Annotated in this window: 20 protein-coding genes; 13 read left to right on the plus strand and 7 right to left on the minus strand. The window is 70.9% G+C overall.

Features of this window, described 5'->3' with window-relative positions; all coding sequences use genetic code 11:
• The 3 genes from OL599_RS20760 to OL599_RS20770 all read right to left on the minus strand — a co-directional run.
• Positions 1-2,249, minus strand: a 2,249-nt coding sequence (locus OL599_RS20760) for an AAA family ATPase (RefSeq protein ID WP_264715860.1), incomplete at its 3' end; no start/stop codon positions are given.
• Positions 2,250-2,272: 23 nt separating this feature from the next.
• Entirely contained in the window at positions 2,273-2,968 is a 696-nt protein-coding gene (locus OL599_RS20765) for a DsbA family protein (protein WP_264715861.1), read from the minus strand.
• 66 nt (positions 2,969-3,034) lie between these two features.
• Entirely contained in the window at positions 3,035-3,541 is a 507-nt protein-coding gene (locus tag OL599_RS20770; RefSeq protein ID WP_264715862.1) for a DUF721 domain-containing protein, read from the minus strand.
• Between the two features lie 60 nt (positions 3,542-3,601).
• On the opposite strand from OL599_RS20770, the gene OL599_RS20775 reads away from it, so the two are divergent.
• From OL599_RS20775 to OL599_RS20785, 3 genes are all read left to right on the plus strand, one after another.
• Entirely contained in the window at positions 3,602-4,591 is a 990-nt protein-coding gene (locus OL599_RS20775) for an A/G-specific adenine glycosylase (protein WP_264715949.1), read from the plus strand.
• 54 nt (positions 4,592-4,645) lie between these two features.
• Positions 4,646-5,755: an S-(hydroxymethyl)glutathione dehydrogenase/class III alcohol dehydrogenase gene (locus OL599_RS20780; RefSeq protein WP_264715863.1), complete on the plus strand. Its 1,110-nt coding sequence runs from the start codon at positions 4,646-4,648 to the stop codon at positions 5,753-5,755.
• 84 nt (positions 5,756-5,839) lie between these two features.
• Entirely contained in the window at positions 5,840-6,043 is a 204-nt protein-coding gene (locus OL599_RS20785; protein ID WP_264715864.1) for a hypothetical protein, read from the plus strand.
• A gap of 17 nt (positions 6,044-6,060) precedes the next feature.
• Here the strand turns inward: OL599_RS20785 and OL599_RS20790 are convergent, their stop codons facing one another.
• Together OL599_RS20790 and OL599_RS20795 are read right to left on the minus strand one after the other, a co-directional pair.
• On the minus strand, positions 6,061-7,092 hold the full coding sequence (locus OL599_RS20790) for a site-specific DNA-methyltransferase (RefSeq protein ID WP_264715952.1): 1,032 nt from the start codon (positions 7,090-7,092) through the stop codon (positions 6,061-6,063).
• Positions 7,093-7,240: 148 nt separating this feature from the next.
• The gene (locus tag OL599_RS20795) at positions 7,241-7,885 is read right to left on the minus strand and encodes a ribonuclease HII (protein WP_264715865.1); all 645 of its coding nucleotides are present in this window, start codon (positions 7,883-7,885) and stop codon (positions 7,241-7,243) included.
• 131 nt (positions 7,886-8,016) lie between these two features.
• Here OL599_RS20795 and OL599_RS20800 point away from each other — a divergent pair, with 131 nt between their 5' ends.
• A complete protein-coding gene (locus tag OL599_RS20800; RefSeq protein ID WP_264715866.1) occupies positions 8,017-9,546 on the plus strand; it encodes an acyl--CoA ligase in 1,530 nt (509 codons plus the stop codon).
• A 10-nt stretch (positions 9,547-9,556) separates the two neighbouring features.
• On the plus strand, positions 9,557-10,537 hold the full coding sequence (locus tag OL599_RS20805) for a 2-dehydropantoate 2-reductase (RefSeq protein WP_264715867.1): 981 nt from the start codon (positions 9,557-9,559) through the stop codon (positions 10,535-10,537).
• 14 nt (positions 10,538-10,551) lie between these two features.
• On the opposite strand, the gene OL599_RS20810 is transcribed toward OL599_RS20805, so the two are convergent.
• Positions 10,552-10,992 (minus strand): DUF2147 domain-containing protein, encoded by a 441-nt coding sequence (locus OL599_RS20810; RefSeq protein ID WP_264715868.1) that lies wholly within the window; start codon positions 10,990-10,992, stop codon positions 10,552-10,554.
• Between the two features lie 260 nt (positions 10,993-11,252).
• On the opposite strand from OL599_RS20810, the gene OL599_RS20815 reads away from it, so the two are divergent.
• The 8 genes from OL599_RS20815 to OL599_RS20850 all read left to right on the plus strand — a co-directional run bounded on the left by OL599_RS20815 (position 11,253) and on the right by OL599_RS20850 (position 19,799).
• Complete coding sequence (locus tag OL599_RS20815; protein WP_264715869.1) at positions 11,253-12,758, plus strand: replicative DNA helicase; 1,506 nt, start codon at positions 11,253-11,255, stop codon at positions 12,756-12,758.
• A 24-nt stretch (positions 12,759-12,782) separates the two neighbouring features.
• Positions 12,783-13,874 (plus strand): alanine racemase, encoded by a 1,092-nt coding sequence (alr, locus tag OL599_RS20820; RefSeq protein ID WP_264715870.1) that lies wholly within the window; start codon positions 12,783-12,785, stop codon positions 13,872-13,874.
• Positions 13,871-14,656, plus strand: a complete 786-nt coding sequence (locus OL599_RS20825; protein ID WP_264715871.1) for an MlaE family ABC transporter permease — start codon at positions 13,871-13,873, stop codon at positions 14,654-14,656. Before alr ends, OL599_RS20825 begins: the two co-directional genes overlap by 4 nt.
• On the plus strand, positions 14,646-15,458 hold the full coding sequence (locus OL599_RS20830; RefSeq protein ID WP_264715873.1) for an ABC transporter ATP-binding protein: 813 nt from the start codon (positions 14,646-14,648) through the stop codon (positions 15,456-15,458). Before OL599_RS20825 ends, OL599_RS20830 begins: the two co-directional genes overlap by 11 nt.
• A 94-nt stretch (positions 15,459-15,552) precedes the next feature.
• Positions 15,553-16,950, plus strand: coding sequence for a DNA repair protein RadA (radA, locus tag OL599_RS20835; protein ID WP_264715874.1), 1,398 nt, complete (start codon positions 15,553-15,555; stop codon positions 16,948-16,950).
• 61 nt (positions 16,951-17,011) lie between these two features.
• Positions 17,012-17,581: a CvpA family protein gene (locus OL599_RS20840; RefSeq protein WP_264715875.1), complete on the plus strand. Its 570-nt coding sequence runs from the start codon at positions 17,012-17,014 to the stop codon at positions 17,579-17,581.
• 20 nt (positions 17,582-17,601) lie between these two features.
• Positions 17,602-19,086: an amidophosphoribosyltransferase gene (gene purF, locus OL599_RS20845; RefSeq protein ID WP_264715877.1), complete on the plus strand. Its 1,485-nt coding sequence runs from the start codon at positions 17,602-17,604 to the stop codon at positions 19,084-19,086.
• Positions 19,087-19,088: 2 nt separating this feature from the next.
• On the plus strand, positions 19,089-19,799 hold the full coding sequence (locus OL599_RS20850; RefSeq protein WP_264715879.1) for an SDR family NAD(P)-dependent oxidoreductase: 711 nt from the start codon (positions 19,089-19,091) through the stop codon (positions 19,797-19,799).
• A gap of 249 nt (positions 19,800-20,048) precedes the next feature.
• Here the strand turns inward: OL599_RS20850 and OL599_RS20855 are convergent, their stop codons facing one another.
• A complete protein-coding gene (locus OL599_RS20855; protein ID WP_264715881.1) occupies positions 20,049-21,380 on the minus strand; it encodes an MFS transporter in 1,332 nt (443 codons plus the stop codon).
• Between the last annotated feature and the right edge of the window lie 10 nt (positions 21,381-21,390).

The raw sequence follows: 21,390 nt of genomic DNA on the forward strand, positions 1-21,390 counted from the left end.
TCGGCCTTGGCGCGGGCGGTGCGCTCCTTCGCGTCGGCGTCCGCGCGGGCGGTGCGCTCGCGTGTCTCGGCCTCGCTGCGGGCGGTGCGCTCCGCGTCCTCGGCGGCGATGCGGGCGGCCCGGGCCGCGTCCGCCTCGGCCTGGGCCGCGGCCAGTTCCGTGCGCAGCCCGCCCAGCCGGTTGCGCTGCTGCAGCCGGACCGCGGCGGCGGTGGGGGTGCCTGACTTGATGGTGTAGCCGTCCCAGCGCCACACCGCGCCGGCGCGGGAGACCAGCACCTGGCCGGGGGCAAGCTGCCCTTGCACGGCCGCGCCGTCTTCCACCAGGCCGATCTGCGACAGCGCCCGGGCCAGCGCAGGCGGCGCCTGCACCAGGGCGGACAGCGCCTCCGCCCCCGCGGGCAGCGCCGGCGGCGGGTCGAGCGGCGGCAGCTCCCGCCAATGGCGCGCGGCGGCCGTGTCGGCGGCGGAATCCAGTTCTTCGCCGAGGGCCGCGCCGAGTGCCGCTTCCAGCCCGGCGGGGACCTGCAGCTGGTCCACCATGCGCGGCCACTGCTCGTTGTCCTTGACGCCGAGCACCTCTGCCAGCGCCTGCACCTCGGCGGCGAGCCGGGCGCGCAGGCTCTCGGCGGCGGTGGCGCGCTCGCGGGCGGCGGCCAGGGCGGCCTGGGCGGCGGCGCGGGCGCGCTGGGCGTCTTCCTGGGCAGAGATGCGGATCCGCTGCGCCTCTTCCTGGGCGGCGGCGCGGCTGCGCTGGGCTGCCTCCTGGGCCGCGGCGCGGGCTTTCTGCGCCTCCTGCAAGGCGGCGGCGCGGGCCTGCTGGGCTTGCTGCAAGGCCGTGGCGCGGGTGCGCTCGGCCTCGTCCAACGCAATGCGGGCGGCCGCGGCGGCGGCGGCGGCGGCCTCGGCCTCGGCGTTGGCTTCCGCCAGCCGGGCCGGATCGACCCGCTGGGCGGCGGTGCGGGCGCGCTCCTCGTTCAGCTTGGCCGCCTGTTCGGCCAGCCGGCGGGCGCGCTGCTCCGCCTGGGCCAGCGCCTCGGTCAGCGCCCGGTGCCGGGCGGCGAGCTCGGCGGCGTGTTCGGTGGCGCGGTTGGCCTCGGCTTCGGCCACGCGCACCGCCTCGGCGGCGCCGATCGCCTCTTCCTCGGCGCGCTGCATGCGCGGCGGATGCGCCTCGTCCTCGGCGGCGATGCGGGCATCCTCGTCGGCCAGCCTGGCGGCGGCGGCGGCGGCGTCGCGCTGCAACTGCTCGGCATGGGCGAGGTCGCTGCCGATCTGCTGCAGCCGCTGGCCGGCGGCGGCCAGGGCGGCGCGGGCGCGGGCCTCCTCGGCGGCGATCTGCTCGCCGGCGACCTTGTGCCGCTCCAGCGCCGTGCGCGCCTCGCCCTCGGTGTTGCGCAGGGCGGGCAGGGCGGCGGCGGCCTCGGTGGCGCGGGTGGCCGCCGCGGTTGCCTCGGCCGTCGCCTCCGCCACCGCCGACTCGGCGTCGTGCAGAGCGGCGCGGGCGGCGGCGCGGGCGGCCTCCACCCGGGCGCGCTGGATCGCCAGCAGCTCGGCCTCCGCGGTGCGGATGGTGCCGGAGATGGTGCGGTAGCGGTTGGCCTGCCGCGCCTGGCGCTTCAGGCTCTCGAGCTGGCTCTCGAGCTGCCCGCGCAGGTCCTCGGCGCGGGCGAGATTGGCCTCGGCGGCGCGCAGCTTCAGCTCCGCCTCGTGCCGGCGCGCGTGCAGGCCGGTGATGCCCGCCGCTTCCTCCAGCAGGATGCGGCGGTCGTCCGGCCGCGCGTTGACGATGGTGCCAACGCGGCCCTGGCTGATCATGCCGGAGGAATGGGCGCCGGTCGCGAGGTCGGCGAACAGCGTCTGCACGTCGCGCGCCCGCGCCTCGCGCCCATTCACGCGATAGGCGCTGCCCTGGCCGCGCTCGATCCGGCGGCTGACCTCCAGCTCCGGCGCCTCGTGGAACGGCGGCGGGGCGGCGCCCTTGGTCTCGTCCAGCACCAGCGTCACCTCGGCGATGTTGCGCGAGGCGCGCGCCGCGGTGCCGGCGAAGATCACGTCGTCCATCTCGCCGCCGCGCATGCTGCGCGCGGAGCTCTCGCCCATCGCCCAGCGCAGCGCTTCCACCACGTTGGACTTGCCGCAGCCGTTCGGCCCCACGATCCCGGTCAGCCCCGGCAGGATGTCCACGACCGCCGGTTCGGCGAAGCTCTTGAATCCGGCGATGCGCAGGCGGCTGAAGCTGACGGGCAAGACGGGGGGTATCCTGTGCTGTTCTAGCCGGCGGCGTCGGCCACCAGCTTCGCGAAGTCCTCGAAGCTGCGGGCGCCGGCTTCGCGGCGGTCCTTGGCCTTGGGCCCGTTGAAGATGAAGGTCGGAGTCGAGTCGACGTGATAAACTTTGCTGGCTTCGTCCTGCGCCATCAGGATTGCCATGCGCAGCCCCTGGTCGGCGATGGCGGCGTTGAACGCCTCGCGCGACATGCCGGCCAGTGCCGCCATCTTGGCCAGCTCCTCGGTCGAGTTGACGCCGCGGGCGAAGGCCCAGCGGTCCTGCGTGGCCAGCAGCGCGGCCACGAACGGCTCGTAGCGCTCGGGCGGCAGGCTGTGCGCCACCATGGCCGCGGTCAGCGCCACCTGATCCAGCGGGAAGTCGCGGAACACGAGTCGTACCTTGCCGGTGTCCACCAGCTCGGTGCGGATCTTCGGCAGCGATTCGCGATGGAAGGCGGCGCAATGCGGGCAGGTCAGCGAGAACCACTCGGTCACCGTCACCGGCGCGTCGGCGCGGCCGATGCTGCGCTCGGCCATGCGCGGGTCGTCGCCGGCGAGCGGCGGGCTGGCGGCGTTGGCGGGCAGGGCCGCCGACGGCAGTTCCACCCTGGAGCCACCGGTGGCGCGCCAGATGCCCACGGCGCCACCGGCGACCACGAGACCCCCAACACTTAGTAGTGTGCGACGTGAAACAGGCATTTCGACCTCAACATGTGGTGTTGTAGCCCGGCGCTCCCCGGAGAGTCGAGAGCATCCGAGGGGGCTTCATTGCGCTCGCCGCGTCAAGATCGCGCGACCCAGCGCTTCCAGCGCGTTGCGCAATTCGCCGGGCGGCAGGTCGGCCACCGCCGCGCGGGCGGCGGCGACCGCGACGGGGCGCGGCTTCGGCGCCGGCGGGCGCGGCGGCGGAACGTCCTGGATGAACCGCAGCCGGGTCACCGCGATCTTGCCGAGATGGGCGTTGATGCGGCCGATCAGCTGCTCCGACAGGTGCTGCAGCTCCATCGCCATCGGGCCCGAGCAGGCGATGGAGAGCGCCCCCGAGAACAGCTTGCGCGGCGTGGTGACGGCGGCGATGGCGGGGCCGACGATCACCTCCCAGTCCGCCACCACCTGATAGGTGGCAGGGCCGCGGCGGCGGAAGGCCGGGCGGGTCAGCGCGGGCACCAGCGCGCCGACCGGGCGCGGGCCGTAGACATGGCGCGCGCCGCCAGCGGGCTCGCCCGGCTTGCCGGCAGCAGCGGTCTTGTCGTCATCGCTGGGCGTCGCCATACCCGTTCCGTGCCCTCCGCCCTCGCCCTTCTGACCTGGTACGACCGTCACCGCCGCCGCATGCCCTGGCGGGCCCTGCCGGGCGAGCGGCCGGACCCGTATCGCGTCTGGCTCAGCGAAATCATGCTGCAACAGACCACCGTGGCGGCGGTGGTACCCTATTATGAAAAATTCCTCACGCGCTTTCCCGATGTGCAGGCGCTGGCCGCAGCACCCGAGGAGGCGGTGATGCAGGCCTGGGCGGGGCTGGGCTACTACGCCCGCGCCCGCAACCTGCATGCCTGCGCCAGGGCCGTCGCGGCGCAAGGCGGCTTCCCCGCCGACCTCGACGGCCTGCGCGCCCTGCCGGGCATCGGCCCCTATACGGCGGCGGCGGTCGGCGCCATCGCCTTCGGCCTGCCGGTGGTGCCGGTGGACGGCAATGTCGAACGCGTGGTCGCCCGGCTGTTCGCCGTCGAGGACGCGCTGCCCGCCGCCAAGCCCGCCATCCATGCCGGTGCGGCGCGGCTCGGCGCCGACCCTGCCGCCCGGGCGCGTCCGTCCGATTTCGCCCAGGCGCTGTTCGACCTCGGCGCCACCATCTGCACCCCGACCGGCCCAGCCTGCGCGCTGTGCCCCTGGACCGCCGCCTGCGCCGGACGCCGCCGGGGCATCGCCGCCACGCTGCCGCGCAAGGCGGCGAAGGCCGCGCGTCCGCTGCGCCACGGGGCGCATTTCTGGCTCACCGACGCGCAGGGCCAGGTGCTGCTGCGCCGCCGCCCGCCGCGCGGCCTGCTGGGCGGCATGACCGAGCTGCCCGGCACGCCCTGGCGCGCCGCAAGCTGGACGCAGCCGGCCGCCTTCGTGCACGCGCCGATGCCGGCCGACTGGCGCCCGGCCGGCGAGGTGCGGCACGGCTTCACCCATTTCGAGCTGCATATCGCGCTGTATGCCGCGACCGTGGCGGACATCGACGCCGAGGGGTTCCTGCGCCACGCCGCGTCGCTGGACGACGAGGCGCTGCCGTCGGTGATGCGCAAATGTGTGCAACTCGTGCGCGCCCGCGATTGATCGGGCCGCGCTCGGGACGCACGATATCCCGGAGAAGACAGGAGGAAGCCTGCCATGAAAACCCGCGCTGCCGTCGCCCGCAAGGCCGGCGCCCCGCTGAGCCTGGAGACCGTCGAACTGGAAGGCCCGCGCGAGGGAGAGGTGCTGGTGGAAGTGAAGGCCACCGGCATCTGCCACACCGATGAGTTCACCCTGTCCGGCGCCGACCCCGAAGGCATCTTCCCGGCGATCCTCGGGCACGAGGGCGCGGGCGTGGTCGTCGATGTCGGCAGGAACGTGACGACGCTGAAGAAGGGCGACCACGTCATTCCGCTGTACACGCCGGAATGCCGGCAATGCGAATACTGCCTCAGCCGCAAGACCAATCTGTGCGTGGCCATCCGCGCCACCCAGGGCAAGGGTGTGATGCCCGACGGCACCAGCCGCTTCAGCAGCGATGGCGCGCCCGTCTACCACTACATGGGCACGTCCACCTTCTCGAACTTCACGGTGCTGCCGGAGATCGCGCTGGCCAAGATCCGCGCGGACGCCCCGTTCGAGAAGGTCTGCTACATCGGCTGCGGCGTCACCACCGGCATCGGCGCGGTGATCAACACGGCCAAGGTCGAGGCCGGCGCGCGTGCCGTGGTGTTCGGCCTGGGCGGCATCGGGCTGAACGTGGTGCAGGGGCTGCGCATGGTCGGCGCCGAGCAGATCGTGGGCGTGGACCTCAACCCGAACCGCCGGGCGCTCGCCGAGAAGTTCGGCATGACCCATTTCGTCAACCCCGCCGAGGTGCAGGGCGACCTGGTGCCCTATCTCGTCGAGCTGACCAAGGGCGGGGCGGATTACACGTTCGAGTGCATCGGCAACGTGAAGGTGATGCGCCAGGCGCTGGAATGCGCGCATCGCGGCTGGGGCAAGTCGATCGTCATCGGCGTCGCCGGCGCCGGGCAGGAGATCGCCACCCGGCCGTTCCAGCTCGTTACCGGGCGGGTGTGGATGGGCACGGCGTTCGGCGGCGCCCGCGGGCGCACCGACGTGCCGCGCATCGTCGATTGGTACATGGAAGGAAAACTGAATATTGACGATCTAATAACGCACGTGTTGCCGTTCGAAAAAATCAATGAAGGCTTCGACCTGATGCGGCGTGGCGAAAGCATTCGCAGCGTCGTCGTTTACTGAAATATTGTTCACAAGCGGTTGAGCGGCGGATACGGATCACGAGTCTGTTCCATATAATGAATCGCTTAGCACAGCGATTTATCGATGGAACGAGTCGTCGCCTCACGCAGCTCTTATGATCTGACCGCCGACCCCCGGCTGGCCCGCCTTCCTCCGGCGACGGAGGAGCAGGCCGCCGGGCGCGCTCCCGCGCGGCTGCCATGGACGGTTGCCGTGCGCGTCATCGCGCTGATCGCGATCGCCCTGTGGGTCGGGCTGTGGAGGCTGGCGGTGTATCTGCTGGGCTGACGCGCCGGCAGGAAGCCCTATTCCTGCCGCAGCACGTCGATCGGCACCCAGGCCCCGTCGCGCTCGAAATGCCAGAAGGTCCAGCCGTTGCAGGACGGGGCGTTCTGCACCTCCGCGCCCACCTTGTGGATCGAGCCCTGCACCGTGCCGGCGCGGATGGTGCCGTCGGCCACCACCATCGCGCGGACCCGCCTGGTGCGGTCGGTCAGCAGCGTGCCCGCCGGTAGCAGCCCGCGCTCGACCACGCTGCCGAACGGCACCCGCACCGCGTCGCGCTTGCTCGGCGTGGTCGCCAGCCCCTCATGCGGGGCCGGCCGCACCCGCCGCACCCGGCCCAGCGCCGCCTCGACATAGGCAGGGTGGCGCTCGATGCCGATGTAGTGGCGCGACAGCCGCCGCGCGACCACCGCGGTGGTGCCGGTGCCCAGGAACGGGTCCAGCACGATGTCGCCGGGCGAGGTGGACGACACCAGCACCCGGTGCAGCAGCGCCTCCGGCTTCTGCGTGGGGTGCAGCTTCAGCCCGTGCTCGTTGCGCAGCCGCTCCGCCCCGGTGCACAGCGGGATGAACCAGTCGCTGCGCATCTGCACGTCGTCGTTCAGCGCCTTCATGGCCTGGTAGTTGAAGCGGTAGCGCGCATCGCGCCCGCGCGCCGCCCAGATCATCGTCTCGTGCGCGTTGGTGAAGCGCCGGCCGCGGAAGTTCGGCATCGGGTTGGCCTTGCGCCAGACCACGTCGTTGAGGATCCAGAACCCCAGCTCCTGCATGATCGCGCCGATGCGGAAGATGTTGTGGTAGCTGCCGATCACCCAGATCGTACCGTCCTTGCGCAGCAGCCGGCGGCATTCCGACAGCCATTCATGGGTGAAGGCGTCGTAGGCGGCAAAATCGGTGAACCGGTCCCAGTCCTCGTCCACCCCGTCCACCAGGCTGTCGTCCGGGCGGCGCAGCTCGCCGCGCAGCTGCAGGTTGTACGGCGGATCGGCGAAGATGCAGTGGACAGAGGCCGGCGGCAGCATGCGCATCATGCGCACGGCGTCGCCCAACATGACCTGGTCCAGCGGCAATTCGCGGACGATCTCCACGGTCTGGGGTGGCTCCGGCAAAGTAGGGCCTCGGGTACAAAAGATGGTGGCGGTGCCCCGAGACGCGCGTCAACTGGGGAAGCCAAGGTTGGCCATGTCGGGCGTGGCCGCGTCAATCCGCAATGGCGGGCTGCGCGCCCCCCGACGCCAGATCGAGCGCGATCCGCCGCACCGTGCCGAATCCGGCCCGGTGATGGGGCGTGGCGCCCAGCCGGCGCAGTGCCGCGCGGTGCAGTTCGGTGCCGTATCCGGCATTCGCTTCCCATCCATAGCCGGGATGGCGGCCGGCGAGGCGGGCCATGGCGCGGTCGCGTAGCACCTTGGCCACGATCGAGGCGGCCGAGATGGCGGCCTCCGTCGCGTCCCCGCCGACGATGCAGCGCGCCGGGCAGGCGAGCCCGGGCGACTGGTTGCCGTCCACCAGGGCGAGGTCGGGCAGGGCGGGCAGCCGGCCGACCGCGCGCCGCATCGCCAGCAGCGACGCCTGCAGGATGTTGATGCGCGCGATCTCGGCGACCGACGCGGCGCCGACGCCGATCTCCACCAGCCCGGCGACACGCGCCGTCTGCAACGCCGCGAACGCCGCCTCGCGCCGCGCCGGGCTCAGCTTCTTGGAATCGTCCAGCAGCCCGGCCAGCGCCGGCGGCAGCGCCAGCGGCAGCACCACCGCCGCGGCCACCACCGGCCCGGCCAGCGGCCCGCGCCCGGCCTCGTCGATGCCGGCCACGCGGGCGGCGGAAGATGCGGAATTCGCCATGCCGCACACCTACCACCCGCTTGCCCGCGCCGCGAGGCTCTGCCGTGCAGGCTTTGCGCCCCTGGCGGCTTCACCCGGGCGGTGATGCGGGCTATGCGAGTATCAGACATGACGACGCAAGGGAGGCCGGAATGACCATCTACGCAGCCGACACGGTTCCGGAGCTGCTGAAACGCGGCGCGGACGACGCCCCCGCCATCGCGGCACCCGGCCGCGCCCCGTTGACCCACGCCGGGTTGCGGGCCCTGGTCGCGCGCACCGTGGCGGCGCTGAACGCCATGGGCATCGGCCGCAACGACCGCGTCGCCATGGTGCTGCCGAACGGCCCGGAAATGGCCGCCGCCTTCGTCTCCGTCGCCAGCGGCGCCACCACGGCGCCGCTGAACCCCGGCTACCGCGCCGAGGAGTTCGAGTTCTACCTCTCCGACCTCGATGCCAAATGCCTGGTGATCCTGCAGGGCATGGACAGCCCGGCCCGCGCCGTGGCCGCCGCGCGCGGCATTCCGGTGGTGGAGCTGGTGCCCGCCGGCGCCGCCGGCGCCTTCACCCTGGTCCCGGCGAGCCCGTTGTCCGGCACCCCCGCCTATCCCGGCCTGGCGCAGGCGCAGGACGTGGCCCTGGTGCTGCACACCTCCGGCACCACCTCGCGGCCAAAGATCGTGCCGTTGCGCCAGATCAACGTCACCGCGTCGGCCTATCACATCGGCGACTGCCTGGCGCTGACGCCGGCCGACACCTGCCTCAACATCATGCCGCTGTTCCACATCCACGGCCTGATCGCCGCGGTGCTGTCCTCGCTGGCCGCCGGCGCCAGCGTGTCCTGCACGCCCGGCTTCAACGCCTTCAAGTTCTTCGCCTGGTTCGACGAGGTGCGGCCGAGCTGGTTCACCGCGGTGCCGACCATGCACCAGGCGCTGCTGAGCCTGGCCGGCCGCAACAAGGAGATCATCGCCAAGGGGCGGCTGCGCTTCATTCGTTCCTCGTCGGCCTCGCTGCCGCCGCAGGTGATGACGGCGCTGGAGGAGACCTTCGGCGTGCCGGTGATCGAGGCCTACGGCATGACCGAGGCGTCGCACCAGATGGCGTCCAACCCGCTGCCGCCGCGGCCGCATCACGCGGGCTCGGTCGGCCTCGCCGCCGGGCCGGAGATCGCGATCATGGACGATGACGGCACGATCCTGCCCCCGGGCGGGCTGGGCGAGGTGGTCATCCGCGGCCGCAACGTCACCGCCGGCTACGAGAACAACCCGGACGCCAACGCCAAGGCGTTCACCAATGGCTGGTTCCGCACCGGCGACCAGGGCACGCTCGACGAAGCCGGCTACCTGCGCCTGACCGGGCGGCTGAAGGAGATCATCAACCGCGGCGGCGAGAAGGTTTCGCCGCTGGAGGTCGACGCGGTGATGATGGACCATCCCGCCGTGGCCCAGGTCGTGACCTTCGGCATGCCGCATTCCAAGCTGGGCGAGGAAGTCGCCGCCGCCGTGGTGCTGCGCGACGGCGCCGCGCTGGACGAGCACGGCCTGCGCGATTTCTGCGCGGAACGGCTGGCGCAGTTCAAGGTGCCCCGCAAGATCGTGTTCCTCGCCGAGATCCCGAAGGGCGCGACCGGCAAGCTGCAGCGCATCGGCCTGGCCGCGAAACTGGGGCTGTCAGCGTAAGGGCGCCGCCGTGAAAGTCGCCATCTTCGGCGCCGGCGCCATCGGCGGCATGATGGGCGTGAAGCTCGCCGCCGCCGGCGCCGACGTCACCTTCATCGCCCGCGGCGCGCATCTGGCGGCGATGCAGGCCAATGGCGTGACCCTGCACAGCGGCGGGGAGACCGTCACGGTCCGTCCGCGCTGCATCGGCAATGCCGCCGAGGCCGGCGTGCAGGACTACGTCGTGATCACGCTGAAGGCGCATTCGCTGCCGGCTGCCGCGCCGGATATCGCGAGGATGATGGGGCCCGACACGGCGCTGGTGACCGGCATCAACGGCGTGCCCTACTGGTATTTCTACGGCCTCGAAGGTCCGTGGAAGGACCGGCGGGTGGAGAGCGTCGATCCCGGCGGGCGGCTGTGGGACCTCCTGCCGCCGCGCCAGGCCATCGGCTGCGTTGTCTACCCCGCCGCCGAGGTGGTGGCCCCCGGCGTGATCGAGCACACCTATGGCGACCGCTTCAGCCTGGGCGAGCCCGACGGCAGCCGCAGCGCGCGCATCGAGGCGCTGAGCCGGCTGCTGATCTCGGCCGGGCTGAAGGCGCCGGTGCGCCCGCGCATCCGCGACGAGATCTGGGTGAAGCTGTGGGGCAATCTCTGCTTCAACCCGATCTCGGCGCTCACCGGCTCCACGCTCGATCGCATCACCGGCCGGCCGGACCTGCGGGCGCTGTGCCGGGCCATGATGGGCGAGGCGCAGGTGGTGGCGGAGGCGCTGGGCGTGAAGTTCGCGGTCAGCCTGGAGAAGCGCATCGACGGCGCCGCCGAGGTGGGCGTGCACAAGACCAGCATGCTGCAGGACCTGGAGCGCGGCCGCCCGATGGAGATCGACGCGCTGCTGGGCGCGGTGGTCGAACTGGGCGGCGTGACCGGCCACGCCATGCCGACCTGCGAGTCGGTGCTGGCGCTGCTGCGCGAGCGCGCTCGCCTGGCCGGGTGCTACGACGGCTGAACCAGGGCGGATGGTCAGCACCAACCCTCCGACGTGCCGTGTGGAACCCGGATCAGGGTCTTGGTCCTGCCGAACAGCGGGATCCCCAGATAGATGCGCGCGGTGAGCACATCGGCGGAGGTGAGTTGCGCCGCGACATTGTATGTCCTGCCGTCGTCCGGGTTATAGAACCAGCCGCCACTCCAGCGATCGTGGCCAGTGGCGTGCAGGCCCCAGAGGATGGTCAGGCCGCAGAGCCGGCGCTGCCGCAGCGCGGAGTCCGGATTGTTCTTGTCACGGTCCAGCTCACCCCGAGGATCTCGCGGGATCAGCAGCCAGAGAATCCGGCCGCACAGCAGGCCGTCGCAGTCGAAGACCTGCACAGCCACGCGTGCGTCCATGAGCCACACGCCCTGCGGAACGGCGGCCCAGGCCATCGCGCGCGGAAGCGCGAGAAACGTGATCGCCGTGACCAACCGGGCAGCGCGACCCAGCCGATGCAGCGAGCGCGGCCAGACGAAATCCCTTCTCCTGTCCGGCCCGGAACATGTGCGATCGGCCGTCCGCCTCACGAATGTCTCCTCACATGGGCGGTCCCGGGACGAAGTGGTGCATCCTTGGCCCGCCAGGGGGAGGATACGGCTGGGCGCCCGGGTTCCGCCCCCACTATCCACAGCTATCCACAGGCCAAGAAGGCTGCCCCTCGGGCGCCCGCCGGGCTATGGTGCCGCCACGCATGAACACCATCGACGCAACCGCGCCGCTGCTCGGCCTGTCGCAGCGCCTGCCGCCCACCAACCTGCAGGCGGAACAGGCGCTGCTGGGCGCGCTGCTGGCCAACAACAAGGCCTATGAGCGGGTCAGCGAGTTCCTCGTCGCCGAGCATTTCGCCGATCCGATCCATGGCCGCATCTTCGCCTCCGTCGCCCGGCGGATCGAGGCGGGGCAACTCGCCGACGCCGTCACCCTGAAGGCGGAGTTCGAGCATTCCGGCGTGCTGCACGAGGTCGGCGGTACCGCCTATCTCGCGCAGCTGCTGACCGCCATGGTCGGCATCATCAATGCCGGCGAATACGGCCGCGCCATCTACGACGCCTGGATCCGCCGCCAGCTCATCGACATCGGCGAGACCGTGGTCAACAACGCCTTCGGCGCCACCGCCGAGCTGGACGGCAGGTCCCAGGTGGAGGCGGCCGAGCAGGCGTTGTTCGACCTCGCCGCCAAGGGCAGCAACGACGGCGGCTTCGTCACCTTCCAGCAGGCGCTGATCGAGTCGATCCACACCGCGGAGAATGCCTTCCACCGCTCCGGCGGCGTCTCCGGCCTGTCCACCGGGCTGCGCGACCTGGACAGCAAGCTGGGCGGCCTGCACCCGTCGGACCTGCTGATCCTCGCGGCGAGGCCGGGCATGGGCAAGACGGCGCTGGCCACCCGCATCGCCTTCGGCGCGGCGAAGACGATCATGGAGGATGCGCGCCAGGCCGATCCCAACGCCGTGCCGAAAGGCGGCGTCGCCGTCTTCTCGCTGGAAATGAGCGCCGAGCAGCTCGCCACCCGTCTGCTGGCCGAGCAGTCCCGCATCTCCGGCGACCGCATCCGCCGCGGCGATATCGGCCAGAAGGATTTCGACAAGTTCGTGCAGGTCAGCCGCGAGATCGGCTCCCTGCCGCTGTTCATCGACGACACCCCGGCGCTCACGCTCTCGGCCATGCGCACCCGCTGCCGGCGGCTCAAGCGCACCAAGGGGCTCGATCTGATCGTGGTCGACTACCTGCAGCTCATGCGCCCGGCGGCCGGCACCCGCCAGGAGAACCGGGTGCAGGAGATCAGCCAGATCACCCAGGGCCTGAAGGCGCTGGCCAAGGAGCTGTCGGTGCCGGTGATGGCGCTGTCGCAGCTGTCGCGCGCCGTCGAAAGCCGCGAGGACAAGCGGCCGCTGCTGTCGGATCTGCGCGAATCCGGCAGCATCGAGCAGGACGCCGACGTGGTGATGTTCATCTACCGCGACGAATACTACCTGCAGCAACGCGCGCCGAAGCAGCTCGCGTTCGACAACGACGAGAAGTTCCATACCGCCGTCGAGAAATGGCAGCGCGACATGGAGCACGTGCACAACCGCGCCGAACTGCTGATCGAAAAGCAGCGCCACGGCCCCACCGGCAAGATCGACCTGTTCTTCGAGGGCGAGTTCACCCGCTTCGCCGACCTCGACCTGCACCATGGCGGGCAGGACGGAGACTGAATGACGAGCTCGGCGATTCGCGACGTGAGTGGGGCAGTCCTCGAGATCGACCTCGCCGCCATCGGCGCCAACTGGTGCACCCTGCGTGCCCTGCATTCCGCCGGCCCCGTGGCCGGAGTGGTCAAGGCGGATGCCTATGGCCTGGGCGCGGCACAAGTGGCGCCGGTGCTGCATGCAGCGGGCTGCCGGCATTTCTTCGTGGCGCATCTGGCGGAAGCCGAGGCCATTCGCGGCCTGTTGCCGCAGCACGGGCCGGACGCCACCCTGCTCGCGGTGCTGAGCGGACTCATCCCCGGCACCGAGGCGCTGTATGCCGAAAGCGGCATCGTCCCCGTGTTGGGATCGCTGGCCGAGATCGATCACTGGGCCGCGCATGCGCGCCGGCTCGGCCGCATCCTGCCGGCGCTGCTGCATGTCGACACCGGCATGCACCGGCTGGGGCTCGATGCGCGCGAGCTGGCGCTGCTGGCGCAGGACCCGGCGCGGCTGGACGGCATCGGACTGCGCTACGTCATGACCCACCTGGTCTCCGCCGAACTGTCCGACGATCCGCTGAACGAGACGCAACGCCGGCGGTTCGCCCAGGCCTGCGCCGTGCTGCCGGCGACGCCGCGCAGCCTCGCCAACTCGTCGGGCATCTTCCTGGGTGATGCTTTCGCCTCTGACCTCGCGCGGCCCGGCGCGGCCCTCTATGGCATCAACCCCACGCCGGACCGGCCCAATCCCATGCGGCCAGCGGTGCGGCTGCGCGCCCGCGTGCTGCAGGTGCGCGAGATCCCCGCGGGCGAGAGCGTCGGCTACAACGCCATCTGGCGCGCCGGGCGGCCCAGCCGGATCGCCACCGCCTGCGTCGGCTACGCCGATGGCTGGCTGCGCTCGCAGTCCGGCCGCGGCCACGCGCTCTTTGACGGCGCCCCCGTGCCGCTGGTAGGGCGTGTGTCCATGGACCTGACCACCTACGACGTCACCGACCACCCGGCGATCGGCCCCGGCGCATGGCTGGAGCTGATCGGCCCGGATCTGCCGGCCGACGCGGTGGCGCAGGCGGCGGGGACGAACGGGTACGAGATCCTCACCTCGCTCGGCAGGCGCTACGCGCGGGTCTATACGGCGTGAACGCCGCCCTCGACTTCGTGGCCGCCATCGGGCGCGGGGTGCTGGGCGCCTGCCTTGTCACCGGGCGGCTGGCGCTGTTCGGGCTGAACGGCCTGTCGCATTGGGTGCGCCCGCCCTTCTACGGCCGCATGTTCCTGCGCGCCCTCATCGAGATCGGCTATTTCAGCCTGCCGGTGGTGGCGCTGACCGCGGTGTTCACCGGCATGGTGCTGGCGCTGCAATCCTCCACCGGCCTGTCCCGCTTCGCCGCCGACAGCGCGGTCGCGAGCCTGGTGGTGCTGTCGGTGACGCGCGAGCTAGGGCCGGTGCTGGCCGGGCTGATGGTGGCCGGGCGCGTCGGGGCGGCGATGGCGGCCGAGATCGGCACCATGCGCGTCACCGACCAGATCGACGCGCTCACCACCCTGTCCACCAACCCGATGAAATACCTGGTGGCGCCGCGCTTGCTGGCCGGGCTGATCGCCTTGCCACTGCTGGTGGTGATCGCGGACATCCTGGGCGTGCTGGGCGGCTTCATCATCGCCATCCTCAAGCTGGGCTTCAACAGCGGCATCTACCTCAACAACACCCTCAACTTCCTGGAGACCCAGGACGTGGTCTCCGGCCTCGCCAAGGCCGCGGTGTTCGGCTTCCTGATCTCGCTGATGGGCTGCTACCACGGCTACAACAGCCGCGGCGGCGCGCAGGGCGTGGGGGCGGCGACCACGTCGGCGGTGGTGGCGGCGAGCGTGCTGATCCTCGCCTTCGACTACGTGCTGACGGAGCTGTTCTTTGCGCGATGAAGCGCGCCCGGCGAACGGCTCCCCGGCGATCGCCGCCGTGCCGAAGATCCGCCTGCGCGGCCTGACCAAGCGCTTCGGCGACAAGCTGGTGCTGGACGGCATCGACCTCGACGTGATGGCGCGCACCTCCATGGTGGTGATCGGCGGCTCCGGCTCCGGCAAGTCGGTGCTGCTGAAATGCATCCTCGGCCTGATCGAGCCCGATGCCGGCAGCATCGAGATCGATGGCCAGGACGTGCTGAAGCTGGACCGCGAGGCGCGCGAGGCGGTGCGCAACCGCATCGGCATGCTGTTCCAGAACGGCGCCCTGTTCGACAGCCTGCCGGTCTGGGAGAACGTCGCCTTCGGCCTGCTGGCGCGGCACAAGGCCAGCCGCGCCGAGGCCAGGGCCCGCGCCATCGAGGTGCTGGCCCAGGTAGGGCTCGCCGCCAGCGTGGGCGATCTGTGGCCTGCCGAGCTGTCCGGCGGCATGCAGAAGCGCGTGGCCCTGGCCCGCGCCATCGCCGCCCAGCCGGACATCCTGTTCTTCGACGAGCCCACCACCGGCCTCGACCCGATCATGGGGGCGGTGATCGACGGCCTGATCGTCGACTGCGTGAAACGCCTGGGCAGCACCGCCGTCGCCATCACCCACGACATGGCCAGCGCCCGGCGCATCGGCGACCGCGCGGCGATGATCCACAAAGGCAGGATCATCTGGGAGGGCCCGGCGACCGCCCTGATGGACAGCGGCAATCCCGTGGTGGACCAGTTCACCCACGGGCGCCGCGAAGGGCCGATCCAGATGGAACTGCGGCGTTAGCGCAATGGGTGCATATCCGTCGGGTGGCTTCCCCTCCCTCAACCTTGGTCCGCTTCGCGGCCCAAGCCCGCAAGGGGAGGGGACGGGCTAACCCATGGCCAAACCCACGACCCGCTTCGTCTGCCAGTCCTGCGGCGCCGCCGCGCCGAAATGGGCCGGCCGCTGCGAGAGCTGCGGCGAATGGAACACCATGGCCGAGGAGACCGCCGAGGCTGGCCCCGGCCGCGCCAACGCCAAGCCCGGCAACGCCCGCAAGATCGAATTCGTCGATCTCGCCGGGAGCGCCACGCCGCCACCACGGGCAGCGTCCGGGATTGCCGAGCTCGATCGCGTGCTGGGCGGCGGGCTGGTGGCCGGATCGGCGCTGCTGCTGGCCGGCGACCCCGGGATCGGCAAGTCCACCCTGCTGCTGCAGGCCGCCGCCTCCCTGGCCAAGGCCGGGCGCCGGGTGCTGTACATCTCCGGCGAGGAAGCCATCGAACAGGTGCGCCTGCGCGCCCGCCGCCTCGGCCTGCAAGGGGCGAAGCTGGAGCTGGCGGCCTCCATCAACCTGCGCGACATCGCCGCCAGCCTCGAACAGGCAACCGATGCCGCAATGGTGGTGATCGACTCCATCCAGACCATGTGGATGGACAGCATCGACAGCGCCCCCGGCACCGTCTCCCAGGTGCGCGCCTGCAGCTTCGAGCTGATCCGGCTGGCCAAGACGCGGAACTTCGCGGTCGTGCTGGTCGGCCACGTCACCAAGGAAGGTGCCATCGCCGGCCCGCGCGTGCTGGAGCACATGGTCGATGCGGTGCTGTATTTCGAAGGCGACCGCGGCCACCAGTTCCGCATCCTGCGCGGGGTGAAGAACCGCTTCGGCGCCACCGACGAGATCGGCGTGTTCGAAATGACCGACCGCGGGCTCGCCGAAGTCGCCAACCCCTCGGCCCTGTTCCTGGCCGAGCGGCGCGGCAACATCTCGGGCTCGGCCGTGTTCGCGGGGCTGGAGGGCACCCGCCCGGTGCTGGTGGAGATCCAGTGCCTGCTCGCCCCCAACCCCGGCGGATCGCCGCGCCGCTCGGTCATCGGCTGGGATTCCGGCCGGCTGTCGATGCTGCTGGCGGTGCTGGAAACCCGCTGCGGCCTGCGGCTGAACGCCTCCGACGTCTATCTCAATGTCGCCGGCGGCCTGCGCGTGGGCGAGCCGGCGGCGGATCTCGCCGTGGCCGCCGCCCTGGTTTCGGCCGCCACCGATCAGCCGGCCGACCCGGGCTGCGTGTTCTTCGGCGAGGTCGGCCTGTCCGGCGAGGTGCGCCAGGTCGCCCAGGCCGAGTCGCGGCTGAAAGAGGCGCAGAAGCTGGGCTTCGATGCCGCCTGCCTGCCCCGCCGCGTCGCCCGCGGCAACCGCAAGCTGGCCACGCCGGACGGGCTGGCGTTGCAGGAGATCGGCCACCTTTCCGACCTCGTGGCACGATTTGCCGGCAAACCAGCCCAGACTCCCGCATGACAGGGTGGCGTGCGCCGCCGCGGGAACGATATACGACCTGCGGCATGACAGGTACGCGTCAGTGAACTGGGTGGACAGCGCCGTCCTCGGCATCGTGGCGATCTCCGCCGCGCTGGCGTTCACCCGCGGATTCGTGCGCGAGACATTGGGCCTCGGCGCCTGGGTGGGCGCCTTCTTCTTCGCCTCCGTCACCGTGGACCTGGTACGCCCCACCGTGCGCGGCTGGATCGGCAACACCGACATCGCCGACCCCGTTGCCTATACCGCCATGTTCCTGATCGGCCTGATCGTTCTGTCGGTGATCACCGGGATCGTCGGCAGCTTTGTGCGCTCGTCAATGCTGAACGGCGTGGACCGCACGCTCGGCGTGGTATTCGGCATCGTCCGGGCTTTGGTTCTGATCGCGGCTGCCTATATCGGCAGCGGGTTCGTCGTCGCGAGCGACCGTTGGCCGGATGCGGTGAAAGAGGCGCGCAGCCTTCCATACGTCTACAACCTGGCGAACTGGGTGGTCCGCTTCCTGCCGCCGGACTACCGGCCGAACGTCGTCCCTCCGCCTATGGGGCGCCAAACCAACGCCGCCGACCTGCTGCATGCCACCCCGCAAGGCCGGGCCACCGCCCGCCCATGACGGGGTCAGGAGAATTTCCGATGGACCTTACCGCCTCCCTGGACGACGCCGGGCCCTACGACGACGACAAGCTGCACGAGGAGTGCGGCGTCGTCGGCATCTGGAACCACCCGGATGCGGCGGCCGTCACCGCCCTTGGCCTGCACGCGCTGCAGCACCGCGGGCAGGAGGCGACGGGCATCGTCACCTTCGACGGCCGGCACTTCCATTCCCATCGCGGCATCGGCCTGGTGGGCGATAATTTCGGCGACGCGCGGGTGATCGCCGCACTCGCCGGCAACCGCGCCGTCGGTCACAACCGCTACGCCACCACCGGCGGCACCATCCTGCGCAACGTCCAGCCGCTCTATGCGGATTTCGAGTTCGGCGGCCTCGCCGTCGCCCATAACGGCAACCTCACCAACGCCACCACGCTGCGCCGCGCCCTGGTGCGCCGCGGCTGCCTGTTCCAGTCCACCACCGACAGCGAGGTGTTCATCCACCTCATCGCCATCAGCCTGTACTCCACCGTGGTGGACCGGCTGATCGACGCGCTGAAGCAGGTGGTCGGCGCCTATTCCCTGATCGCCATGACCAACGACGCACTGATGGGCGTGCGCGACCCGATGGGCGTGCGGCCGCTGATCCTCGGCCGCGTCGGCCAGGCCGACGGCACCGTCAGCTGGGTGCTGGCCAGCGAGACCTGCGCGCTGGACATCATCGGCGCCGAGTTCGTGCGCGACATCGAGCCCGGCGAGATCGTGGTGATCAACGACCAGGGCGTGCGCAGCATCAAGCCGTTCGGCCGCAACCCCGCCCGGTTCTGCGTGTTCGAATACATCTATTTCGCCCGCCCCGATTCGGTGGTGGAGGGCATGCCGGTCTACGAGGCCCGCAAACGCATCGGCGCTGAACTGGCGCGCGAAAGCCATGTGCCCGCCGACGTGATCGTGCCCGTGCCCGATTCCGGCGTGCCCGCCGCCATGGGCTACGCCCAGGAAAGCGGCATCCCGTTCGAGCTCGGCATCATCCGCAACCACTATGTCGGCCGCACCTTCATCGAGCCCACGGATTCGATCCGCCACCTGGGCGTGAAGCTGAAGCACTCCGCCAACAAGCCGATGCTGGAAGGCAAGCGCGTGGTGCTGGTGGACGATTCCATCGTGCGCGGCACCACCTCGCGCAAGATCGTGGAAATGGTGCGCGCCGCCGGTGCCGCCGAGGTGCACATGCGCATCTCCTCGCCGCCGACCACGCATTCCTGCTTCTACGGCATCGACACGCCCGAGCGCAGCAAGCTGCTGGCCGCCCGCCACAACGTCGACGAAATGGCCGCCCTGATCGGCGCCGACAGCCTGGCCTTCATCACCATCGACGGACTCTACCGCGCCCTCAACCACCAGGGCCGCGACAGCGAACGCCCGCAATACTGCGACGCCTGCTTCACCGGCGAATACCCGGTGCCGCTGCCCGACATGGCCGAGAACGACAACCGGCAGCTCAGCCTGCTGTCCGAAAGCCGCTGACCATGGATCTGTCCGGACGGGTGGCGCTGGTCACCGGCGCCAGCCGCGGCATCGGCGCGGCCACCGCACTCGAACTCGCCCGCCGCGGCGCGCATGTCGTCATCACCGCGCGCACCCAGGGCGGCCTGGAAGAAACCGACGACCGCATCCGCGCCGCCGGCGGCGCGGCCACGCTGCTGCCGCTCGACCTCGCCGACGTCGACGCGATCGACGCCATCGGCCCCAGCGTGCTCGACCGCTTCGGCCGGCTGGACATCATGGTCTCCAACGCCGGCGCGCTGGGTGTGCTCACCCCGGTGCCGCACATCCTGCCGAAGGACTGGACCGAGGTGATCGCCGTAAACGTCACCGCCGCCTGGCGCCTGATCCGCAGCTGCGGCCCGCTGCTGCTCGCCGCCGAAGCCGGCCGCGCCGTGTTCGTCACCAGCCGCATCGTGCAGAAACCGACCGCCTACTGGGGCGCCTACGGCGCCACCAAGGCCGCCCTGGAACACCTCGCTTTGACCTGGGCCGCGGAAACCCGGACCACGCCCCTGCGCGTGAACCTCGCCGACCCCGGCCCCGTCGCCAGCCGCCTGCGCCGCGTCGGCTTCCCCGGCGAAGACCAGGCAACCCTGCCGCAACCCAGTGACGTCGCCCCCGGCATCGCCGACCTCTGCAGCCCCACCGAAACCCGCCACGCCGAAGTCATCCGTGTCAGCCCACGCCCCTGAGGGCGGGACGGCACGGACGGGAAGAAAGGCAAGGCCAGGGCTCTGCCCTGGACCTGCAAAGGGGCAGAAGCCCCTTTGATCCCATTACTTTAAGTGGTTTGGGGATGGGGGCCTGAGGTGTGGTCGGAAACCGCTCCTCAGGCCCCCATCCCCAAACCACTTATGTCCGGGGTTCCAAGGGCTCCGCCCTTGGCGGGGTCGAGGGGCGGAGCCCCCGCCTTGCTTTCTCCCGTCCGCGCCGTCCCGCCCTCAGGCGGTGGCGGGTTTCTTTGCCTCGGGGGCCATTTCCAGGGCGTGGTCGTGGTGGAGGAGCAGGACCGTGATCATGCCGAGTACAGCGAAGCCGCCGATCAGCAGGAGTCCGCCGTCGAAGCTGCCGGTGGCGTCCTTGATCCATCCCATGGCCTGTGGGCCGAGATAGCCGGACAGGTTGCCGATCGAGTTGATGACGGCGATGCCGGCGGCGGCGGCCGTGCCCGAGAGGAAGGCGGTGGGCAATGTCCAGAACACCGGCAGCACGCCGAACACGCCCACGGCGCCGATGGTGAAGGCGATCATCTTCAGCGTGGGGTCGGTGAACAGCGTCGAGCCGGCGATGCCGATTGCGGCCAGCGCCAGCGCGGAGGCGGCATGGAGCTTGCGCTCATGCTTGCGGTCGGAGTGGCGGCCGTACCAGACCATGGCGACGGTGCCGATGACGTAGGGAATGGCGGTCACCCAGCCGGTGGCGAAGTTGGACAGGCCAAATGCCTTGACGATTTGCGGCAACCAGAAGCCCACGCCGTAGTTGCAGGCGACGGCGCCGAAATACACCAGCGCCAGCGCCAGCACTTTCGGGTTCAGCAGCGCCTGCACCACGGAAATGCTGTGCACCGCCTCGCGCTGCCGCTGTTCGGCCTCCAGCCGGCCCGACAGCCAGGCGCGCTCCTCCAGCGACAGCCAGCTTGCCAGGTTCGGCCGGTCGGTCAGGTAGAAGAACACGACGACGGACAGGATGAGCGCCGGCACCGCCTCGATCACGAACAGCCACTGCCAGCCGGCCAGGCCCGCCGCGCCGTCCAGATACAGCAGGGCGCTTGAAACGGGTGCGCCGATCACCGACGACAGCGGGATCGCGGCCATGAAGTAGCCGACGATGCGGGCGCGGTAGATCGCCGGGAACCACAGCGTCAGGTAGAAGATGATACCCGGGAAGAACCCGGCCTCGGCCATGCCCAGCAGCACGCGCACGGCGTAGAAGCTGTGTTCGTTGGACAGCCCGGTGCTGCGGGAGATGGCCGGGATGGCCGCCATCAGGCCGGACAGCAGGCCCCAGCTGAACATGATGCGGGCGATCCACTTGCGCGCGCCGAAGCGGTCCAGCATCAGGTTGGAGGGCACCTCGAACAGGAAATAGGCCAGGAAGAAGATGCCGGCGCCGGCGCCGTAGGCCGAGGCGCTGAGGCCCAGGTCCTTGTTCATGGTCAGCGCCGCGAAGCTGACATTCACCCGGTCGAGATAGGCGACGAAGTAGCACAGGATCAGGAACGGGATCAGCCGCACCGACACCTTCCTGATGACGCGATCTTCCAGTTCCTGCATCGGGCCGTTT

It is taken from the genome of Limobrevibacterium gyesilva, assembly GCF_025989185.1.
Lineage (GTDB): Bacteria > Pseudomonadota > Alphaproteobacteria > Acetobacterales > Acetobacteraceae > Limobrevibacterium > Limobrevibacterium gyesilva.